At 52.1% G+C, this 15,043-nt stretch carries 30 protein-coding genes; all 30 read left to right on the forward strand.

Annotation, left to right across the window (positions count from 1 at the left end):
• Positions 1-497: EF-Tu/IF-2/RF-3 family GTPase (locus NZ653_03965; protein ID MCS7286274.1), on the forward strand; the 497-nt coding region annotated here is incomplete at its 5' end.
• Positions 498-529: 32 nt separating this feature from the next.
• A complete protein-coding gene (gene rpsJ, locus NZ653_03970; GenBank protein ID MCS7286275.1) occupies positions 530-838 on the forward strand; it encodes a 30S ribosomal protein S10 in 309 nt (102 codons plus the stop codon).
• A gap of 24 nt (positions 839-862) precedes the next feature.
• Complete coding sequence (gene rplC / locus NZ653_03975; GenBank protein ID MCS7286276.1) at positions 863-1,516, forward strand: 50S ribosomal protein L3; 654 nt, start codon at positions 863-865, stop codon at positions 1,514-1,516.
• A 13-nt stretch (positions 1,517-1,529) separates the two neighbouring features.
• Positions 1,530-2,156, forward strand: a complete 627-nt coding sequence (rplD, locus tag NZ653_03980) for a 50S ribosomal protein L4 (protein MCS7286277.1) — start codon at positions 1,530-1,532, stop codon at positions 2,154-2,156.
• A gap of 12 nt (positions 2,157-2,168) precedes the next feature.
• Complete coding sequence (rplW, locus tag NZ653_03985; GenBank protein ID MCS7286278.1) at positions 2,169-2,456, forward strand: 50S ribosomal protein L23; 288 nt, start codon at positions 2,169-2,171, stop codon at positions 2,454-2,456.
• Between the two features lie 2 nt (positions 2,457-2,458).
• Positions 2,459-3,283, forward strand: a complete 825-nt coding sequence (gene rplB / locus NZ653_03990) for a 50S ribosomal protein L2 (GenBank protein ID MCS7286279.1) — start codon at positions 2,459-2,461, stop codon at positions 3,281-3,283.
• Positions 3,284-3,302: 19 nt separating this feature from the next.
• Positions 3,303-3,590 (forward strand): 30S ribosomal protein S19, encoded by a 288-nt coding sequence (gene rpsS / locus NZ653_03995; protein ID MCS7286280.1) that lies wholly within the window; start codon positions 3,303-3,305, stop codon positions 3,588-3,590.
• 13 nt (positions 3,591-3,603) lie between these two features.
• Entirely contained in the window at positions 3,604-3,951 is a 348-nt protein-coding gene (rplV, locus tag NZ653_04000) for a 50S ribosomal protein L22 (GenBank protein ID MCS7286281.1), read from the forward strand.
• A gap of 11 nt (positions 3,952-3,962) precedes the next feature.
• Positions 3,963-4,646, forward strand: a complete 684-nt coding sequence (gene rpsC / locus NZ653_04005; GenBank protein MCS7286282.1) for a 30S ribosomal protein S3 — start codon at positions 3,963-3,965, stop codon at positions 4,644-4,646.
• 17 nt (positions 4,647-4,663) lie between these two features.
• Positions 4,664-5,089: a 50S ribosomal protein L16 gene (gene rplP / locus NZ653_04010; GenBank protein MCS7286283.1), complete on the forward strand. Its 426-nt coding sequence runs from the start codon at positions 4,664-4,666 to the stop codon at positions 5,087-5,089.
• Between the two features lie 3 nt (positions 5,090-5,092).
• Entirely contained in the window at positions 5,093-5,305 is a 213-nt protein-coding gene (gene rpmC, locus NZ653_04015; GenBank protein MCS7286284.1) for a 50S ribosomal protein L29, read from the forward strand.
• Complete coding sequence (gene rpsQ / locus NZ653_04020) at positions 5,306-5,560, forward strand: 30S ribosomal protein S17 (protein MCS7286285.1); 255 nt, start codon at positions 5,306-5,308, stop codon at positions 5,558-5,560. It abuts the gene before it with no gap.
• A 14-nt stretch (positions 5,561-5,574) separates the two neighbouring features.
• Positions 5,575-5,943: a 50S ribosomal protein L14 gene (gene rplN / locus NZ653_04025; protein MCS7286286.1), complete on the forward strand. Its 369-nt coding sequence runs from the start codon at positions 5,575-5,577 to the stop codon at positions 5,941-5,943.
• A 7-nt stretch (positions 5,944-5,950) separates the two neighbouring features.
• Entirely contained in the window at positions 5,951-6,307 is a 357-nt protein-coding gene (gene rplX / locus NZ653_04030; GenBank protein ID MCS7286287.1) for a 50S ribosomal protein L24, read from the forward strand.
• Positions 6,308-6,335: 28 nt separating this feature from the next.
• Positions 6,336-6,875, forward strand: coding sequence for a 50S ribosomal protein L5 (gene rplE / locus NZ653_04035; GenBank protein MCS7286288.1), 540 nt, complete (start codon positions 6,336-6,338; stop codon positions 6,873-6,875).
• A 24-nt stretch (positions 6,876-6,899) separates the two neighbouring features.
• Positions 6,900-7,082 carry a type Z 30S ribosomal protein S14 gene (locus tag NZ653_04040; GenBank protein ID MCS7286289.1) on the forward strand — a complete coding sequence of 61 codons (183 nt, stop codon included), beginning with the start codon at positions 6,900-6,902 and terminating at the stop codon, positions 7,080-7,082.
• 15 nt (positions 7,083-7,097) lie between these two features.
• Entirely contained in the window at positions 7,098-7,496 is a 399-nt protein-coding gene (rpsH, locus tag NZ653_04045) for a 30S ribosomal protein S8 (protein MCS7286290.1), read from the forward strand.
• A gap of 10 nt (positions 7,497-7,506) precedes the next feature.
• Positions 7,507-8,067 carry a 50S ribosomal protein L6 gene (rplF, locus tag NZ653_04050; protein ID MCS7286291.1) on the forward strand — a complete coding sequence of 187 codons (561 nt, stop codon included), beginning with the start codon at positions 7,507-7,509 and terminating at the stop codon, positions 8,065-8,067.
• Complete coding sequence (rplR, locus tag NZ653_04055) at positions 8,064-8,432, forward strand: 50S ribosomal protein L18 (GenBank protein MCS7286292.1); 369 nt, start codon at positions 8,064-8,066, stop codon at positions 8,430-8,432. The genes rplF and rplR overlap by 4 nt, the downstream gene beginning before the upstream one ends.
• 15 nt (positions 8,433-8,447) lie before the next feature.
• Positions 8,448-8,999 carry a 30S ribosomal protein S5 gene (gene rpsE / locus NZ653_04060; protein MCS7286293.1) on the forward strand — a complete coding sequence of 184 codons (552 nt, stop codon included), beginning with the start codon at positions 8,448-8,450 and terminating at the stop codon, positions 8,997-8,999.
• Positions 8,980-9,174: a 50S ribosomal protein L30 gene (gene rpmD / locus NZ653_04065; GenBank protein MCS7286294.1), complete on the forward strand. Its 195-nt coding sequence runs from the start codon at positions 8,980-8,982 to the stop codon at positions 9,172-9,174. Before rpsE ends, rpmD begins: the two co-directional genes overlap by 20 nt.
• The gene (gene rplO, locus NZ653_04070; protein ID MCS7286295.1) at positions 9,171-9,629 is read left to right on the forward strand and encodes a 50S ribosomal protein L15; all 459 of its coding nucleotides are present in this window, start codon (positions 9,171-9,173) and stop codon (positions 9,627-9,629) included. Before rpmD ends, rplO begins: the two co-directional genes overlap by 4 nt.
• Before the next feature lie 3 nt (positions 9,630-9,632).
• Positions 9,633-10,934 carry a preprotein translocase subunit SecY gene (gene secY / locus NZ653_04075; protein MCS7286296.1) on the forward strand — a complete coding sequence of 434 codons (1,302 nt, stop codon included), beginning with the start codon at positions 9,633-9,635 and terminating at the stop codon, positions 10,932-10,934.
• Positions 10,935-10,938: 4 nt separating this feature from the next.
• A complete protein-coding gene (locus NZ653_04080; GenBank protein ID MCS7286297.1) occupies positions 10,939-11,628 on the forward strand; it encodes an adenylate kinase in 690 nt (229 codons plus the stop codon).
• A complete protein-coding gene (map, locus tag NZ653_04085; protein ID MCS7286298.1) occupies positions 11,615-12,364 on the forward strand; it encodes a type I methionyl aminopeptidase in 750 nt (249 codons plus the stop codon). Before NZ653_04080 ends, map begins: the two co-directional genes overlap by 14 nt.
• Positions 12,365-12,378: 14 nt before the next feature.
• Positions 12,379-12,495, forward strand: a complete 117-nt coding sequence (rpmJ, locus tag NZ653_04090) for a 50S ribosomal protein L36 (GenBank protein ID MCS7286299.1) — start codon at positions 12,379-12,381, stop codon at positions 12,493-12,495.
• Positions 12,496-12,507: 12 nt separating this feature from the next.
• Positions 12,508-12,897: a 30S ribosomal protein S13 gene (gene rpsM, locus NZ653_04095; protein ID MCS7286300.1), complete on the forward strand. Its 390-nt coding sequence runs from the start codon at positions 12,508-12,510 to the stop codon at positions 12,895-12,897.
• 150 nt (positions 12,898-13,047) lie between these two features.
• Complete coding sequence (rpsK, locus tag NZ653_04100) at positions 13,048-13,440, forward strand: 30S ribosomal protein S11 (GenBank protein MCS7286301.1); 393 nt, start codon at positions 13,048-13,050, stop codon at positions 13,438-13,440.
• Positions 13,440-14,075, forward strand: coding sequence for a 30S ribosomal protein S4 (rpsD, locus tag NZ653_04105; protein ID MCS7286302.1), 636 nt, complete (start codon positions 13,440-13,442; stop codon positions 14,073-14,075). Before rpsK ends, rpsD begins: the two co-directional genes overlap by 1 nt.
• A gap of 31 nt (positions 14,076-14,106) precedes the next feature.
• The gene (locus NZ653_04110; GenBank protein MCS7286303.1) at positions 14,107-15,042 is read left to right on the forward strand and encodes a DNA-directed RNA polymerase subunit alpha; all 936 of its coding nucleotides are present in this window, start codon (positions 14,107-14,109) and stop codon (positions 15,040-15,042) included.
• The last annotated feature ends 1 nt before the right edge of the window (position 15,043 follow it).

The raw sequence follows: 15,043 nt of genomic DNA on the forward strand, positions 1-15,043 counted from the left end.
GGGTAGAGAGGGGTACGGTTAAGGTGGGAGATGAGGTGGAGGTAGTGGGTTATCGTGCTGAGCCGATAAGGACGGTGGTGACGGGTGTGGAGATGTTTCGCAAGGTTCTGGACTATGGGCAGGCTGGTGACAACATAGGTTGTTTGCTGAGGGGTGTGGAGAAGAAGGATGTAAGGAGGGGTATGGTTTTGGCGGCGCCTGGGACGATAAAGCCCCATACGGAGTTTGAGGCGGAGGTTTACGTATTGAGGAAGGAGGAAGGTGGTAGGCATACTCCGTTTTTCAGTGGGTATCGTCCTCAGTTTTACATTCGGACGATGGATGTGACGGGGGAAGTGAGGCTGCCTGAGGGTGTGGAGATGGCGATGCCTGGGGATAACCTGAGGCTCAGGGTGAAGCTTATAGTTCCTGTGGCTTTGGAGCCTGGTTCAAGGTTCGCCATCCGTGAGGGAGGTAAAACCGTAGGAGCAGGCGTAATCACCAAGATAATTGAGTAGTTTGGGGGATTCCCTGAGGAGGTGAGGCCTATATGGCCAGGCAGAAGATCAGGATACGTCTAAAGGCTTACGACCACAGAGTCCTTGATGAATCAGCAAGACAAATAGTGGAAGCGGCGGAGCGGACAGGGGCCAGGGTTATAGGTCCTGTGCCCCTGCCTACCAAAATTGAACGCTTTTCCGTAATCCGCTCCCCTTTCATTGATAAGCGCTCAATGGAGCAATTTGAAATAAGGACCCACAAGCGCCTCATTGACGTGATAGACCCTACTTCCAAGACCATTGACACTTTAATGAGGCTGAACCTTCCTGCGGGCGTTGACATAGAGATTAAACTTTAACCTCAATTCAAGCGGAGTCTAAAGATGAAAGGGATCATTGGTAAAAAGCTCGGCATGACCCGTATATTTAACGAAAAGGGAGAAGTCGTGCCTGTAACGGTGATTCAGGCTGGGCCTTGCTTTGTAACTCAGGTGAAAACTGAGGAAAAAGATGGCTACAAGGCCATCCAGCTGGGGTTTGAAGAGGTTAAGCCCAAAAGCCTGACCCGGCCTGAAGTCATGAGGTTGAAGAAGAACCATCTTCCGCCCCTACGTTACCTTAGGGAGATAAGGGTTGATAATCCAGAAGATTACCATGTGGGGCAGAAGATAACCGTGAGCATCTTTGAGGTAGGGGAGAAGGTGGACGTTACAGGCTGGACTAAAGGGCGCGGATTTGCGGGAGTGATGAAGCGCTGGGGGTTTAGTGGTGGCCCCAAAACTCACGGCCAATCAGACCGCACCAGGGCTCCTGGATCTATAGGCGCTGGTACTGACCCTGGTCGAGTTATAAAGGGGTTGCGGATGGCTGGGAGAATGGGCAATGAGAGGAAGACTATTCAGAATCTGGAAGTAGTGTTTGTAGATCCTCAGCGCAACCTCCTTGGAGTTAAGGGAGCAGTGCCGGGGGCGAGGAATAGCCTGCTCATAATAAAGCAGGCCAGGAAAACCGAGGAAAAAAGGAAGAAGTATGTATAAGCTGGAGGAGCTTATGCCGCAGGTTCCCGTTTACAACATGGAAGGCCAGGTGGTAGGGGAAATTAACCTCAGAGACGATATATTTGGCATAGAGCCTCATGTAGCGGTGATGCACCAGGCGTTGGTGAGGCAGTTGGCCAATGCTCGCCTGGGGACTCACAGCACCAAAACGAGGGGTGAGGTAAGTGGTGGCGGAAGGAAACCCTGGCCTCAGAAGCACACAGGTAGAGCTCGCCAGGGTTCCATAAGAGCTCCTCAGTGGGTAGGGGGTGGCATTGTGTTTGGCCCCAAACCCAGGAGCTACTATCAGAAGATGCCCAAAAAGATGCGCCGCCTGGCTTACAAGTCCGCCCTTTCCGTCAAGGCCAGGCAGGACCAGATCGTTATCTTGGACGAACTGCATTTTGATACTCCCAGAACCAAGGCTATGAGGGAACTTCTGGCCAAATTGCCTGTGAATGGGAGCGTTCTTATCCTTCTGCCTTCCAAGGATGAAAATATCCAGAAGTCTGCGAACAATCTGCCCAACGTTAAAACGATCCTGGCCAATTACCTGAACATAAAGGACCTTCTGGGGTACGATTACCTGGTTATGCCCAGGAAATCGGTGGAGATCATTGAGTCAATCCTGGGTAACTGAAGGGGGGTAGCCATGCACCTTTATGAAATCATCCGCAGGCCAATTGACACGGAGAAAACGAGGATTCTGGCGGAGCAGGGACAGTATGTTTTTGAAGTGGACCCGCGGGCCAACAAAATCCAGGTGAAACAAGCGGTGGAGAAAATCTACAACGTAAAGGTGGAAGAAGTGCGTATAATTAATCTCCCGGCCAAGAAGGCCCGTCGGGGTTATCGGATTGTTGTAAGGAAGCCGGCCAGAAAGAAAGCCGTGGTGAAGTTGGCTCCTGGTGAAAAAATCCAGATCTTTGAAGGAGTGTAGTGATGGGGATTAAGGTTTACAAGCCTACTTCCCCTGGAAGAAGGGGGATGAGCGTTTCCACCTTTGAGGAAATAACCAAGAAAGAGCCCGAAAAATCCCTTGTGGTCCCTCTGGAGAAGCATTCGGGGCGGAACCATCAGGGGAGGATAACTGTCCGCCATCGCGGGGGAGGCCACAAGCGGCTCTATCGCATTATTGATTTCAAGAGGGATAAAATTGGGATCCCGGGCAAAGTTATAGCTATTGAATATGACCCCAACCGTTCGGCCCGGATCGCTCTTGTCCAGTATGCTGATGGGGAGAAGCGTTACATTATCGCTCCCCTGGGCCTCAAAGTAGGTGATACGGTCATGTCGGGGCCTGAGGCTGAGATAAAGGTGGGAAATGCTCTTCCTCTGGCCAACATTCCTGTGGGGACCTTTATCCACAACATTGAGCTCTATCCCGGCAGAGGGGGGCAACTGGTAAGGGCCGCAGGAACAGCCGCCCAGCTCCTGGCCAAAGAGGGGGATTACGCTCAGGTTCGGCTTCCGTCGGGGGAAATAAGGCTTATCCATTTGAGGTGCATGGCCACCATAGGCCAGGTGGGAAATGTGGACCATGCCAACATAAGGCTGGGCAAAGCTGGAAGGAAACGGTGGCTTGGGTGGCGTCCCACTGTCCGGGGTTCGGCCATGAGCCCGAGGGATCACCCCCACGGCGGAGGGGAGGGTAGAGCACCGATAGGCCTTCCTCACCCCAAAACTCCCTGGGGGAAGTGTGCTCTGGGCAAGAAAACCCGTCGCAACAAATTTACCGATAAGTTCATAATCAAGCGCAGGAAGTAAAAGAGGCGGAGGTGAAAAGATGAGCCGCTCTCTAAAGAAGGGGCCTTATGTAGACCCCAAGCTTCTTAGAAGAATTGAAGAAATGAACAGAACTGGGGAGAAAAAGGTCATAAAGACCTGGTCCAGGGCTTCGGTAATAGTTCCCCAGATGGTGGGCCACACCATTGCCGTTCATGATGGCCGTCGTCATGTGCCTATATATATTACTGAGCAGATGGTGGGCCATCGGCTGGGGGAGTTTGCTCCTACCAGGACCTTCAGGGGGCATACCGTTAAAGAGAAAAGGACCCAGGTTAAGAAGAAATAAAGGGTGGTGAAAGATGGAAGCCTTTCAGGTTAGAGCCATAGCCCGTTACGTCAGGATATCGCCTCAAAAGGTTCGCAGGATTTTGGGACAGCTCCGGGGCAAACAGGTGGACGAAGCTTTGGCCCTTCTGGAGTTCATGCCCCAGAAAGCCGCCAGAATTGTATCCAAGGCCATAAAATCAGCCGTAGCTAACGCTGTAGAAAACTATGGGCTTTCCAGGGAAGACCTTTACATCGTGGGCCTCTTTGCTGATCAGGGGCCAACGCGGCGATGGAGGCGTTTTGCCGCCAGAGGGCGAGTGCGCCTTATACGCCGGCGCTATTCTCATTTGACCGTTGTTGTAGCGGAGAAAACATCTTAAAGGAGGTAAGCTTGGGCCGGAAAGTTCACCCTATCGGATTCAGGCTTGGCTATAATAAAGAGTGGTTCTCGGTCTGGTATGCCGAGGGCAAAGAATATGCTGAAGTCCTTCACCAGGACCTTAAAATTCGTCAGCTCATTGATAAAGAGCTGGCGGAAGCAGCGGTTTCCAGGGTAAAGATAGAACGCTTCCCCAGGCAGATTAACATAACGATTCACTCGGCTAAACCGGGCCTGGTTATAGGCCGCAAAGGAGCTGCAATTAACAAAATCCGGCAGGAAATTGAGGACCTTACTGGTCAGAAGGTTAACATAAAAGTTGAAGAAATAAAGAAGCCTGAGCTGGATGCTGTTTTAGTCGCCAGGAGCATCGCCGAACAGATAGAGAAAAGGGTTTCCTACCGCCGGGCTATGAAACAGGCTGCAGCAAGGGTCATGAAAGCTGGTGCTAAGGGTGTAATGATTCAGTGCAAGGGGAGGTTAGCTGGCGCGGAGATGGCCCGGAAGGAGACGGTGAAAGAGGGGAGAATCCCTCGCAACACCCTTAAGGCTGATATTGACTATGCTTTGGCAGAAGCCCTTACCACTCTGGGTAAGATAGGGGTTAAGGTGTGGATATACAAGGGTGACATTTTGCCCAAGAAGCCCGAATTTGAAGCTTTCCTGATCGCTGAAGAAGCTACTGCGTCAGAATGAATTGGGGGTAAAGAGCCATGTTGATGCCTAAAAGGGTTAAGTATCGCAAGCAGCAAAGGGGGCGTTTGAAGGGGAAAGCCTCCAGGGGTAATACTTTGGAATTTGGGGATTATGGCCTTCAAGCTCTTGAGCCCTGCTGGCTTACGGCCCGTCAGATAGAGGCTGCCCGCCGGGCTATTATCCGTTTCGTGCGCCGGACTGGCAAACTCTGGATTCGGGTTTTTCCGGATAAGCCCATAACCCGCAAACCCGCTGAAACCCGGATGGGCAGCGGTAAAGGGAACGTTGATCAGTGGGTGGCGGTAGTGAAGCCCGGCCGCATTATCTTTGAGCTGGCAGGTGTAAAAGAGGAGGATGCGGAGGAGGCTTTCCGCCTCGCTGCTCACAAACTCCCCATTAAAACACAGATAGTAAAGCGAGCAGAATTGGTTAAGGAGGTTTAGGCCATGAAGCCTCAGGATATAAGGGAAATGACTGATGAGGAAATCAGGGCGAAAATTGAGGAACTTTATCGGGAACTTTTCAACCTGCGCTTCCAGAAGGCTATAGGGCAGGCCAAGAACACTGCTCGCTTCAAAGAAGTGCGCAGGGATATAGCGCGCCTCAAGACCATCTTGAGGGAAAGGGAGTTAGGCATCTATCCCCCCAAGGAGGGTTAAATGAGAGAACGGCGTAAGAAGCTCGTAGGGAGAGTGGTGAGCGATAAAATGGATAAGACCGTAGTAGTTAAAGTAGAGCGCACCAAACGCCATCCCCTCTACGGCAAAGTTATAACTGTCAGCAAGAAATTTATGGCCCATGATCCCAATAACGAATGCCGTGTGGGGGATCTGGTGCGCATAATTGAATCAAGACCCATAAGCCGGAGGAAGCGCTGGGTAGTTGTAGAAATCCTGGAGCGGGCGCAGGCTTGATGGAGGGTTAAGAGATGATCCAGCAGGAAACCCGCCTCGTTGTAGCCGATAACACAGGCGCCAAAGAGATCCTTTGTATCCGGGTCCTTGGCGGTTCGGCCAAGAAATACGGCCGAATAGGGGATATTATCATCGCTTCAGTAAAAGAGGCGACTCCCGATGCTCAGGTGGAAAAGGGGGATGTGGTAAGAGCAGTAATCGTTAGGACCGCTAAGGAATACCGGAGGCCTGATGGTTCTTACATCCGCTTTGACGATAATGCGGCGGTAATAATAGACGAAAACGGCAACCCGAAGGGGACCAGGATTTTTGGCCCGGTGGCCAGAGAGCTCCGGAGCAAAGGCTTTATGAAGATTATCTCCCTGGCGCCCGAGGTGGTCTAAAGGAGGAATTATGAGAAAAATAAAGAAAGGCGATACCGTTGAAGTCATAAGTGGCGACGAAAAGGGCAAGCGAGGGTCTGTTCAGAAAGTTATCATTGGCAAGAGAAGGGATGGCTCCCGTGACCCCAACGATGTACGGGTCATAGTATCGGGGGTCAACCTGGTGAAGAAGCATCAGCGTCGCCTTCCCGGGGGGCGGGGCCGAACTCAGTATGGGATAATTGACATTGAAGCGCCAATTCACATTTCCAACGTGGCTCTGGTCTGCCCGAAGTGCGATAAGCCCACAAGGGTGGGTTTCAAAGTCTTTGAAGACGGAACTAAATCCCGCTTCTGCAAGCGCTGTGGCGAACTTATTGACTGAGGAGGCAGAAAACGCTATGGCCAGGGTTATGCCGAGGTTGAAGGAGCGTTACATAAACTATGTCATCCCGACCATGATGCAAGAGTTTGGTTATAAAAACGTAATGCAGGTGCCACGTCTGGTTAAGGTGGTGGTAAATGTTGGAGTGGGGGAAGCGGTCCAGAACCCGAAAGCCATAGATGCGGCGATGCAGGACCTGGCCATCATTACTGGCCAGAAGCCCATCGTCCGCAAGGCCAGGAAGTCCATAGCGGCTTTCAAGCTGAGGGCTGGCACTCCCATTGGGGTTAAAGTTACCTTAAGGGGCAACAGGATGTATTATTTTCTGGACAGACTCTTCAATGTGGCTTTACCTCGGCAGAGGGATTTTAAGGGAGTGCCTCCCGATTCCTTTGACGGGCGCGGGAATTACACCCTGGGGCTGAGGGAGCAGCTGGTCTGGCCCGAGATCGATTACACCAAGATTGACAAAGTCAGGGGTATGGAGATAACCATCGTGACCACTGCTAAAACCGATCAGGAAGCTAAGAGGCTCCTGGAGCTCCTAGGGATGCCTTTCAGAAGGTAAACTTTTGTGGCAAGGGAGGAAATAGTGGCCAGGAAATGCATGAAATACCGGGAAATGCGCAGAAAATACGCTGTCAGAGTGAGAAATCGCTGTGAACTGTGTGGGAGGCCGAGGGGTTATATGCGGCGTTTCAAGCTTTGTCGCATTTGTTTCCGCAAGCTGGCCCTTGAAGGCTTAATCCCGGGTGTAATCAAGGCCAGTTGGTGAGGAGGTGTTAGCATCATGACCATGACAGACCCTATCGCCGATATGCTTGCTCGCATAAGAAACGCCCTTATGGCTAAGCACAGGGAAGTCAAGATACCCAGCTCAAAAATGAAAGTGGCCATAGCTCGCATCCTCAAAGATGAGGGCTACATTGAGGACTTCAAGGTTACCAGGGACAAACCCCAGCCCATGATAGTCATAACCCTTAAATACGATGAGAAAGGCAAGCCTGTCATAATGGGTCTTAAGAGGATAAGCAAGCCCGGCAGAAGGATATACGTGGGGAGGAAGGAGATCCCCAGGGTATTGAGTGGGATGGGGATTGCTATCCTCTCCACTCCCAAGGGGGTAATAACGGATAAGCAGGCCCGCAGGCTCAAAGTTGGGGGCGAAGTGATATGTTACGTTTGGTAGGAGGTCAGCCGTGTCCAGGATAGGCCGAAAACCGATACCCATCCCACCAGGGGTGGATGTAAAAGTAAACGGTCTCACCGTTACCGTGAAAGGCCCTAAAGGTGAGTTGACCAGGACTTTTCCTGAGGGAGTTACAGTGGCTGTTCAGAACGGCCAGATTGTGGTCGGAAGGCTCAGCGATGACCGCCGTCACAGAGCCTTTCACGGCCTAACCAGAGCCCTTTTGGCTAACATGGTGGAAGGGGTAACCAGAGGGTTTGAGAAGAAGCTGGAGATAGAAGGTGTAGGATACAAGGCTGAGTTGCAGGGGAAAGACCTGGTGCTCTGGGTGGGGTTTTCCCACCCTGTCAGGATTCAACCCCTGCCCGGGATAAGTTTTGTGGTGGATAAAAGCGGCCGCGAAATTACAGTTCAGGGCATAGATAAAGAAAAAGTTGGAGAGATGGCGGCCATCATTCGCAGGGTTCGTCCTCCTGAGCCTTACAAAGGCAAAGGGATAAGGTATGCCGGAGAACAAATCCGCCGCAAGCAAGGAAAGGCTGGAAAGATAGGCAAAGGAGGCAAGAAGTGAGCTGGGAGAAGGATAGAGCTGAGGCTCGCAAGAGGCGCCACAGGCGTGTGCGCAAAAAAGTCTTTGGCACACCCGAGCGCCCACGCCTTAACGTTTTCCGAAGCCTTAAGCACATATACGCTCAGATTATTGATGATACCATAGGCCATACCATGGTAGCGGCTTCAACCCTTGACCCCGCTATCAGGGAGAAGATAAAGGGTAAAACCAAGACCGAACAGGCCAGGGAAGTGGGGCGCCTTCTGGCCCAGAGGGCTCTGGCCAGAGGGATAACCAGGGTTGCCTTCGATAGAGGTGGATACAAATATCACGGTCGGGTCAAGGCTCTGGCCGATGGTGCTCGTGAAAGTGGGCTGGAATTCTAACAGGAGGGACCAAAGATGGATTTTATGGAAGAGTCCAGGCTATTTGAGGCTGAGGAGCTTGATGAAAGGGTGATAGAAATAAAGCGCACGGCTAAGATGATGAAGGGTGGCCGTCGCTTCCACTTCCGTGCCCTGGTGGTAGTGGGCGATAACAAAGGCCATGTGGGCATAGGGATGGGAAAGGCCACTGAAGTCCCTGAAGCCATCCGCAAGGGGCTGGAAAAAGCCAGGCGCAATATGGTAAAAGTTAACATCCTGGGCAATACCATACCCCATCCCGTTGTGGCCAAGTTTGCTGCCAGCAAAGTTCTCCTCAGACCCGCTACTCCGGGCACTGGGGTCATAGCTGGCGGGCCTGTTCGGGCTGTTCTGGAGGCAGCGGGGATAAAGGATGTGCTGAGTAAGGCTTTCGGGAGCACCCAGCCTGTGAACCTGGTCAAGGCCACTCTGGCCGCCTTAATGCAACTCAAGGATCCAGCGGAGGAGGCGAGAAAGAGGAACAAGCCTCTGGAGGAAGTTCTTCCCTTCTGGATGAGGAGGCGCGAAAATGAAGGCCGGGAACGGTAAAATTCGTATAACCCTGGTAAAGAGCCCTATAGGCTACTCCAAAGAACAAAAGGATACCCTCAAGGCCTTGGGGCTCAGAAGGCTCTGGCAGACGGTGGAAAAGGAGAAAAGCCCTGCGATTTTGGGGATGGTGAATAAGGTTTCTCATCTGGTTAAGGTGGAGGAGGTGTCATGAAGCTTCAGGATTTGCGCCCTCCCAAAGGGGCAAAACACAGACGGAAAAGGGTGGGTCGGGGCAACGCCTCAGGCCATGGAACTTACTGTGGGAGAGGGATAAAGGGGCAAAATGCTCGCTCTGGTGGGAAGATGCCTCCTTACTTTGAAGGAGGTCAGCTTCCTCTGGTCCGGAGGCTTCCCCATAAGCGGGGATTTACTAACATCTTCAAGGTTTATTATACCCCAGTCAATCTGGAAAAACTGAACGAATTTCCGGCTGGGGCTGAGGTTAATCCTTCTGTTTTAGCCGAGGCTGGCATTATAAAATCCAAAAATGAGCCTATAGTCATTTTGGCCAGAGGGGAAATAGATCGGCCTCTGGTGGTGAAGGCCCATCGCTTTTCCCAGAAAGCCAAAGAGAAAATCCTCGCAGCGGGGGGTACTGTGGAGGTTCTTCCCCTCAAAGGGAGGTAAAAGATGATTCAGGCGCTAAAGAGTGCTTTTCGTTTCCCTGATCTGCGCAAAAGGATACTTTTCACCCTGGGGATAATAGCCCTTTACAGGCTGGTGGCCCATATCCCTGTGCCAGGGGTGGACCCTGTGGCCATTAAAAAGCTTTTTGAGGCCAGCCATCTCCTGGGCTTTCTAGACATGTTCTCAGGCGGGGCTATGTCCAGCTTTTCCATTATCGCCATGGGTGTTTATCCCTACATAACTGCTTCCATCGTGATGCAACTTCTGATCCCTCTTATACCCCGGCTGGAAAAGCTTGTTAAAGAGGGAGGGGAAGAGGGGAGGCGGAAAATAGAGCGTTACACCCACTGGCTTACAGTTCCACTGGCGGCGCTTGAAGCTTTCGGCCAGGGGATTTTGTTGGCAAGAGAGGGGGTCCTGGCTAACTTTGGCTTGGCTCCTGACACTTTGCTTCCCACTATTGCTACCGTAATCACCCTCACGGCCGGGACCATGTTCGCCATGTGGCTTGGCCAACTCATTGATGAAAAGGGCATAGGAAACGGCATCTCCCTCATAATCTTCAGCGGTATAGTGGCACAGGTGCCTTTAAGGGTGGGAAGGATACTGATGAGCAGGCCTCTTGACCTTATCCTCTTCCTCATCATAACGGCCATAACGGTTGGAGCCATAGTCTATATCCAGGAAGCTCAGAGGAGAATACCGGTCCAGTACGGGCGCCGGGTCAGGGCAATAAGAGGCAACAGGGTCCTGGTAGTGGGGGGGCAGGGAACTCACATCCCTCTGAGAGTTAACTCGGCGGGGATGATCCCTCTCATCTTTGCCCAGAGCTTCCTTCTTCTGCCTGCCACCATCTCAAGCTATCTGGTTTATGCTCCCAACAAAGTGGTGTCCAGCATAGCGGCTGGAATGAGTCAGGCCTTTGACCCCAGGAGCAACTTTTACTGGATAGCCTACTTTTTCCTGGTAGTGGCCTTCACCTATTTCTATACCGACGTCATCTTCAAGCAACAGAATCTGGCCGAGTTCCTCCAGAAGCAGGGAGGCTTCATACCGGGGATCAGGCCAGGAAAGAGCACTGAGGACTATCTTAACAAAGTGTTGCAGCGCATTACTTTCGCTGGCGCCGTTTTCCTTGGTTTAGTAGCTATTCTCCCCTGGATTGTGAGGGACGTCACCGAAACCCAGGTCATGCTTCTTACCAGTGCTGGTCTTCTGATCGTCGTGGGGGTTGTCATAGATACCATGCGGCAGCTTGAGGCCCAGCTTATCATGCGCCATTACGAAGGATTCCTGAGAAGGTAGTAAAATGGTCCAAAGACCCCTCTACGTCGTTCTCATAGGAGCCCCGGGGGCGGGTAAGGGCACTCAGGCTGCCCTGTTGGAAAAGGAGTTGGGTATCCCTCACATCTCTTCGGGAGACATGCTAAGGGAGGCGGTGGCTAAGGGGACAGAACTTGGTCGCCTGGCCAAAAGTTACATGGATCGGGGAGAGCTTGTCCCCGACGATGTGATGGTCAAAGTGGTGCTGGAGCGCCTTTCCATGCCTGACTGTCAAAGAGGAGCCTTGTTGGACGGTTTCCCCCGAACTCCGGAGCAGGCGAGGGCGCTGGAAGAGGCGCTGGCTAAAGAGGGGAAATTTATATCCTTGGTCCCTTACATAAAAGTTTCAATGGAGAAACTCCTGGAAAGGCTTGCAGGCAGATGGATTTGCCGTAATTGTCAGGCTGTTTACCATCTGGTCTATAACCCGCCCAAGGAAGACTTAAAGTGCGATTTGTGCGGCGGGGAACTTTACCAGCGTGAAGATGATAAGCCGGAGACGGCCCGTCGCCGTCTGGAGGTCTATTTCGCCCAGACGGCCCCCCTTATAGAGCACTACCGTAAGGCTGGTATCCTTCGGGAGATAGATGGGGAAAGGGGGATAGAGGAAATACATCGTGAGCTTGTAGCCCTTTTATCCGAGGTCCAGAGGCGAGGGGGGGATGATAATCCTTAAATCGCCGAGGGAAATAGAGCTTATGCGGGAGGCCGGAAGGATAGTAGCCCTTACGTTGGCAACCCTGGCTGAAAAGATCAGGGAGGGGGTGACAACAGCCCAGCTGGAGGAGTGGGCCGAAGAGGTAATTCGGAAAAACAGGGCGGTTCCGTCTTTCAAGGGATACAGGGGTTTCCCCGCTTCCATATGCGTATCTGTCAACGAGGAGGTTGTGCACGGAATTCCTGATCGGAGGCGTGTTATCAGAGAAGGCGATGTGGTAAGTATAGATGTAGGGGTCATATACAAAGGCTACCACGGTGATGCGGCTGTGACCCTTGGGATTGGTCAGATAACAGAAAGAGCGCGAGAGCTCATAGAAGTAGCTAAGGGGGCTTTGAATTCAGCTATCGCTGCGGCCAGGGCGGGGAACCGCCTTGGTGATATATCTTGGGCCATCCAGAGCTATGCTGAAAGCAACGGTTTCAATGTGGTAAGAGAATATACGGGCCACGGTATAGGGCGTCACATGCATGAAGACCCCCAGGTTCCAAATGTTGGGGTACCTGGTAAGGGGGTGCTCCTGAGGCCCGGTATGACCTTGGCTCTGGAGCCCATGGTGGTAGCTGGCTCCTGGGAAGTGGAAGTCCTCCCGGATGGCTGGACCGTAGTGACAAAAGACAAAAGTCTGGCAGCACATTTTGAACACACCATCGCCATAACTGATGGGGAAGCTGAAATCCTTACAAGGCTCTAAAGGAGGGGGCAGAGATGAAAGTGCGTCCTTCGGCGAAGCGTCGTTGCGCCAAATGCAAGATCATAAGGCGCCGTGGGGTTGTTAGGGTGATCTGCGAGAACCCTAAACATAAACAAAGGCAAGGCAAATAGGAGGTTAAAGTCATGGCCCGTATTGCTGGCGTTGATTTGCCCAAGGATAAGCGTGTGGAGGTGGCCTTAACCTACATTTACGGCATAGGTCTCCCCACCAGTCAGAGAATATTGCTGGAAACTGGCGTAAACCCCAGCACCAGGGTTAAGGAACTTACGGAAGAAGAGATAAGCCGCATCCGCGAATATATTGAGAAAAACCTCAAAGTGGAGGGAGACCTCCGCCGAGAGGTAGCGATGAACATAAAGCGTCTGATAGACATTGGTTGTTATCGGGGTATACGCCACAAGCGCAACCTTCCGGTGCGCGGTCAACGCACCAGGACCAACGCTCGCACCAAGCGTGGTCCTCGCAAGACTGTGGCTGGCCGCGGGCGCAAGCGCGGTGCCAAGAAGAAGTAATGGGAAACCCTGGCGTAACTGCTCGCCCGCTTTTGGGGGCTTGCTTCGCTATTGCAATGGGGCGCGGTTATTGCGAGCGAAGCAAAACGCTTTCCCGGTTGCATAGGGAAGGTGGTTATGTTAGAAAATTAAACTTTGTGAGGAGGAGGTATGGCTCAGAAAAAGGCAAAGCGAACTAAAAGGAAAGAAAGAAAAATTCCGCCTGTAGCTCAGGCTCACGTCCAGGCTTCTTTCAACAACACCATCATCACCATAACGGACCATCAGGGTAACACGATAGTGTGGGGAAGTTGTGGCACTCTGGGCTACAAGGGTTCTAAGAAGAGCACCCCATATGCGGCGCAGATGGCTGCCCAGAAGGTGGCCGAGCAGGCCAAACAGCTGGGCATAAGGGAAGTAGATGTTCTCATTAAAGGACCGGGGCCTGGTCGGGAGGCAGCTATAAGGGCTTTCCAGACTGTAGGCCTCAAAATCCGGTCTATAGCCGATGTAACTCCCATACCTCATAATGGATGTAGACCGCCGAAGCGGAGGAGGGTGTAATGGCGAGGTATACTGGTCCGACCTGCAGAATTTGTCGGAGAGAAGGGATAAAACTTTATTTGAAAGGGGAGCGTTGCTATACATCAAAATGTGCTATGGAGAGGAGGCCATATCCCCCTGGCATGCATGGCCCTGAGAGGCGCAGAGTTAAGCTTTCTGACTATGGGATCAGGCTTAGGGAAAAGCAGAGGCTTCGCCGGATTTATGGGGTTGCGGAGCGCCAGTTCCGGCGTTACTTTGAAATGGCCTCTAAGGCCAAGGGGATGACAGGGCCTACTCTCATTACCATCCTGGAAAGGCGCCTTGACAACGTCGTTTACCGGCTTGGGTTTGCTTCTTCCAGGCCTCAGGCTCGCCAGCTGGTCGCGCACGGTCATTTCACCGTTAACGGCCGCAGGGTTGATATCCCTTCATATCTGGTTAAGCCTGGCGATCTCATAGCTGTAAAGGAAGAAAGTCGAGATAAACCCTACTTCAAAGCTCTGGCAGAAACTCTGGCCCAGACGAGTGTTCCTTCTTGGTTGAGCCTTGATCCATTGACTATGAGCGGGAAGGTGCTGGAGCTTCCCAGACGTGAGGACATAACCGATATCCAGATCAAAGAGCAGCTGGTGGTGGAATTCTATTCCCGGTAGTAAAGACGGAGGGGGTAAATTGGAGAGGTTTTTGCCTAAAATTGAATGCTTAGCTGAAGCGAGAAACTACGCTAAATTCTCCATAGGCTATCTGGAAAGGGGATTTGGAACAACCGTGGGCAACGCCCTGCGAAGAGTGCTTCTTTCTTCCATCCCGGGCGCGGCTGTTACATCTGTAAGGGTTAGTGGGATCTACCATGAGTTTGCGCCTCTCCCACATTGCAAGGAGACGATGCTGGAATTCATCCTCAATGTAAAGAAAATAAGGCTCAAACTCCACGGCGAGGATTCCGCCAGGCTGAGGATCCAGGTCACCAGAGCTGGTGAAATCACAGCTGGCGACCTGGAATGCCCTCCCTATGTGGAGATAGTTAACCCTGAACAGTATCTCCTGACGGCTGACTCCGATGAAGTTGACCTGGATATAGAGATGACGGTTCAAAGGGGCAAAGGGTATTCCCCTGCCGAAGAGCGCAAGAGGCTTTCAGTGGGAGAGATAGCAGTTGATGCTATCTTTAACCCGGTAAGAAGGGTTAGCTTTGAGGTTCAGAGTGCACAGGCGGGGCACCTCAGCAAGCTGGAGCGCCTTATCATGGAGATATGGACCGACGGGACTATAACTCCTGAAGAGGCTTTGAGGACAGCAGCCAGCATACTGGTGCAACATTTTTCCTTTTTAGCTGAAACAAAGCCTGTCCCCAAAGTGGAGGTGGAAGAGAAGCCTGAAGAGGTAATTTCTCGTCAGCTCTATGAGATTAGCCTTGATGATCTTGGGCTGAGCACCCGGGTTTACAATGCCCTTCGCAGGGCTGGCATTTTCACCCTGGGGGAGATACTGGAGAGGCTTTCCCAGGGCAAAGAAGGTTTCAATGATATAAGGAACTTTGGCCCCAAGGCCTATGAAGAGCTTGTTAAAACTCTTGAGGAAAAAGGTTTTCTGAAAGAAATTCCAGGGGTGGTAAGCTAAA

Source organism: Anaerolineae bacterium, assembly GCA_025062375.1.
GTDB lineage: Bacteria > Chloroflexota > Anaerolineae > SpSt-600 > SpSt-600 > SpSt-600.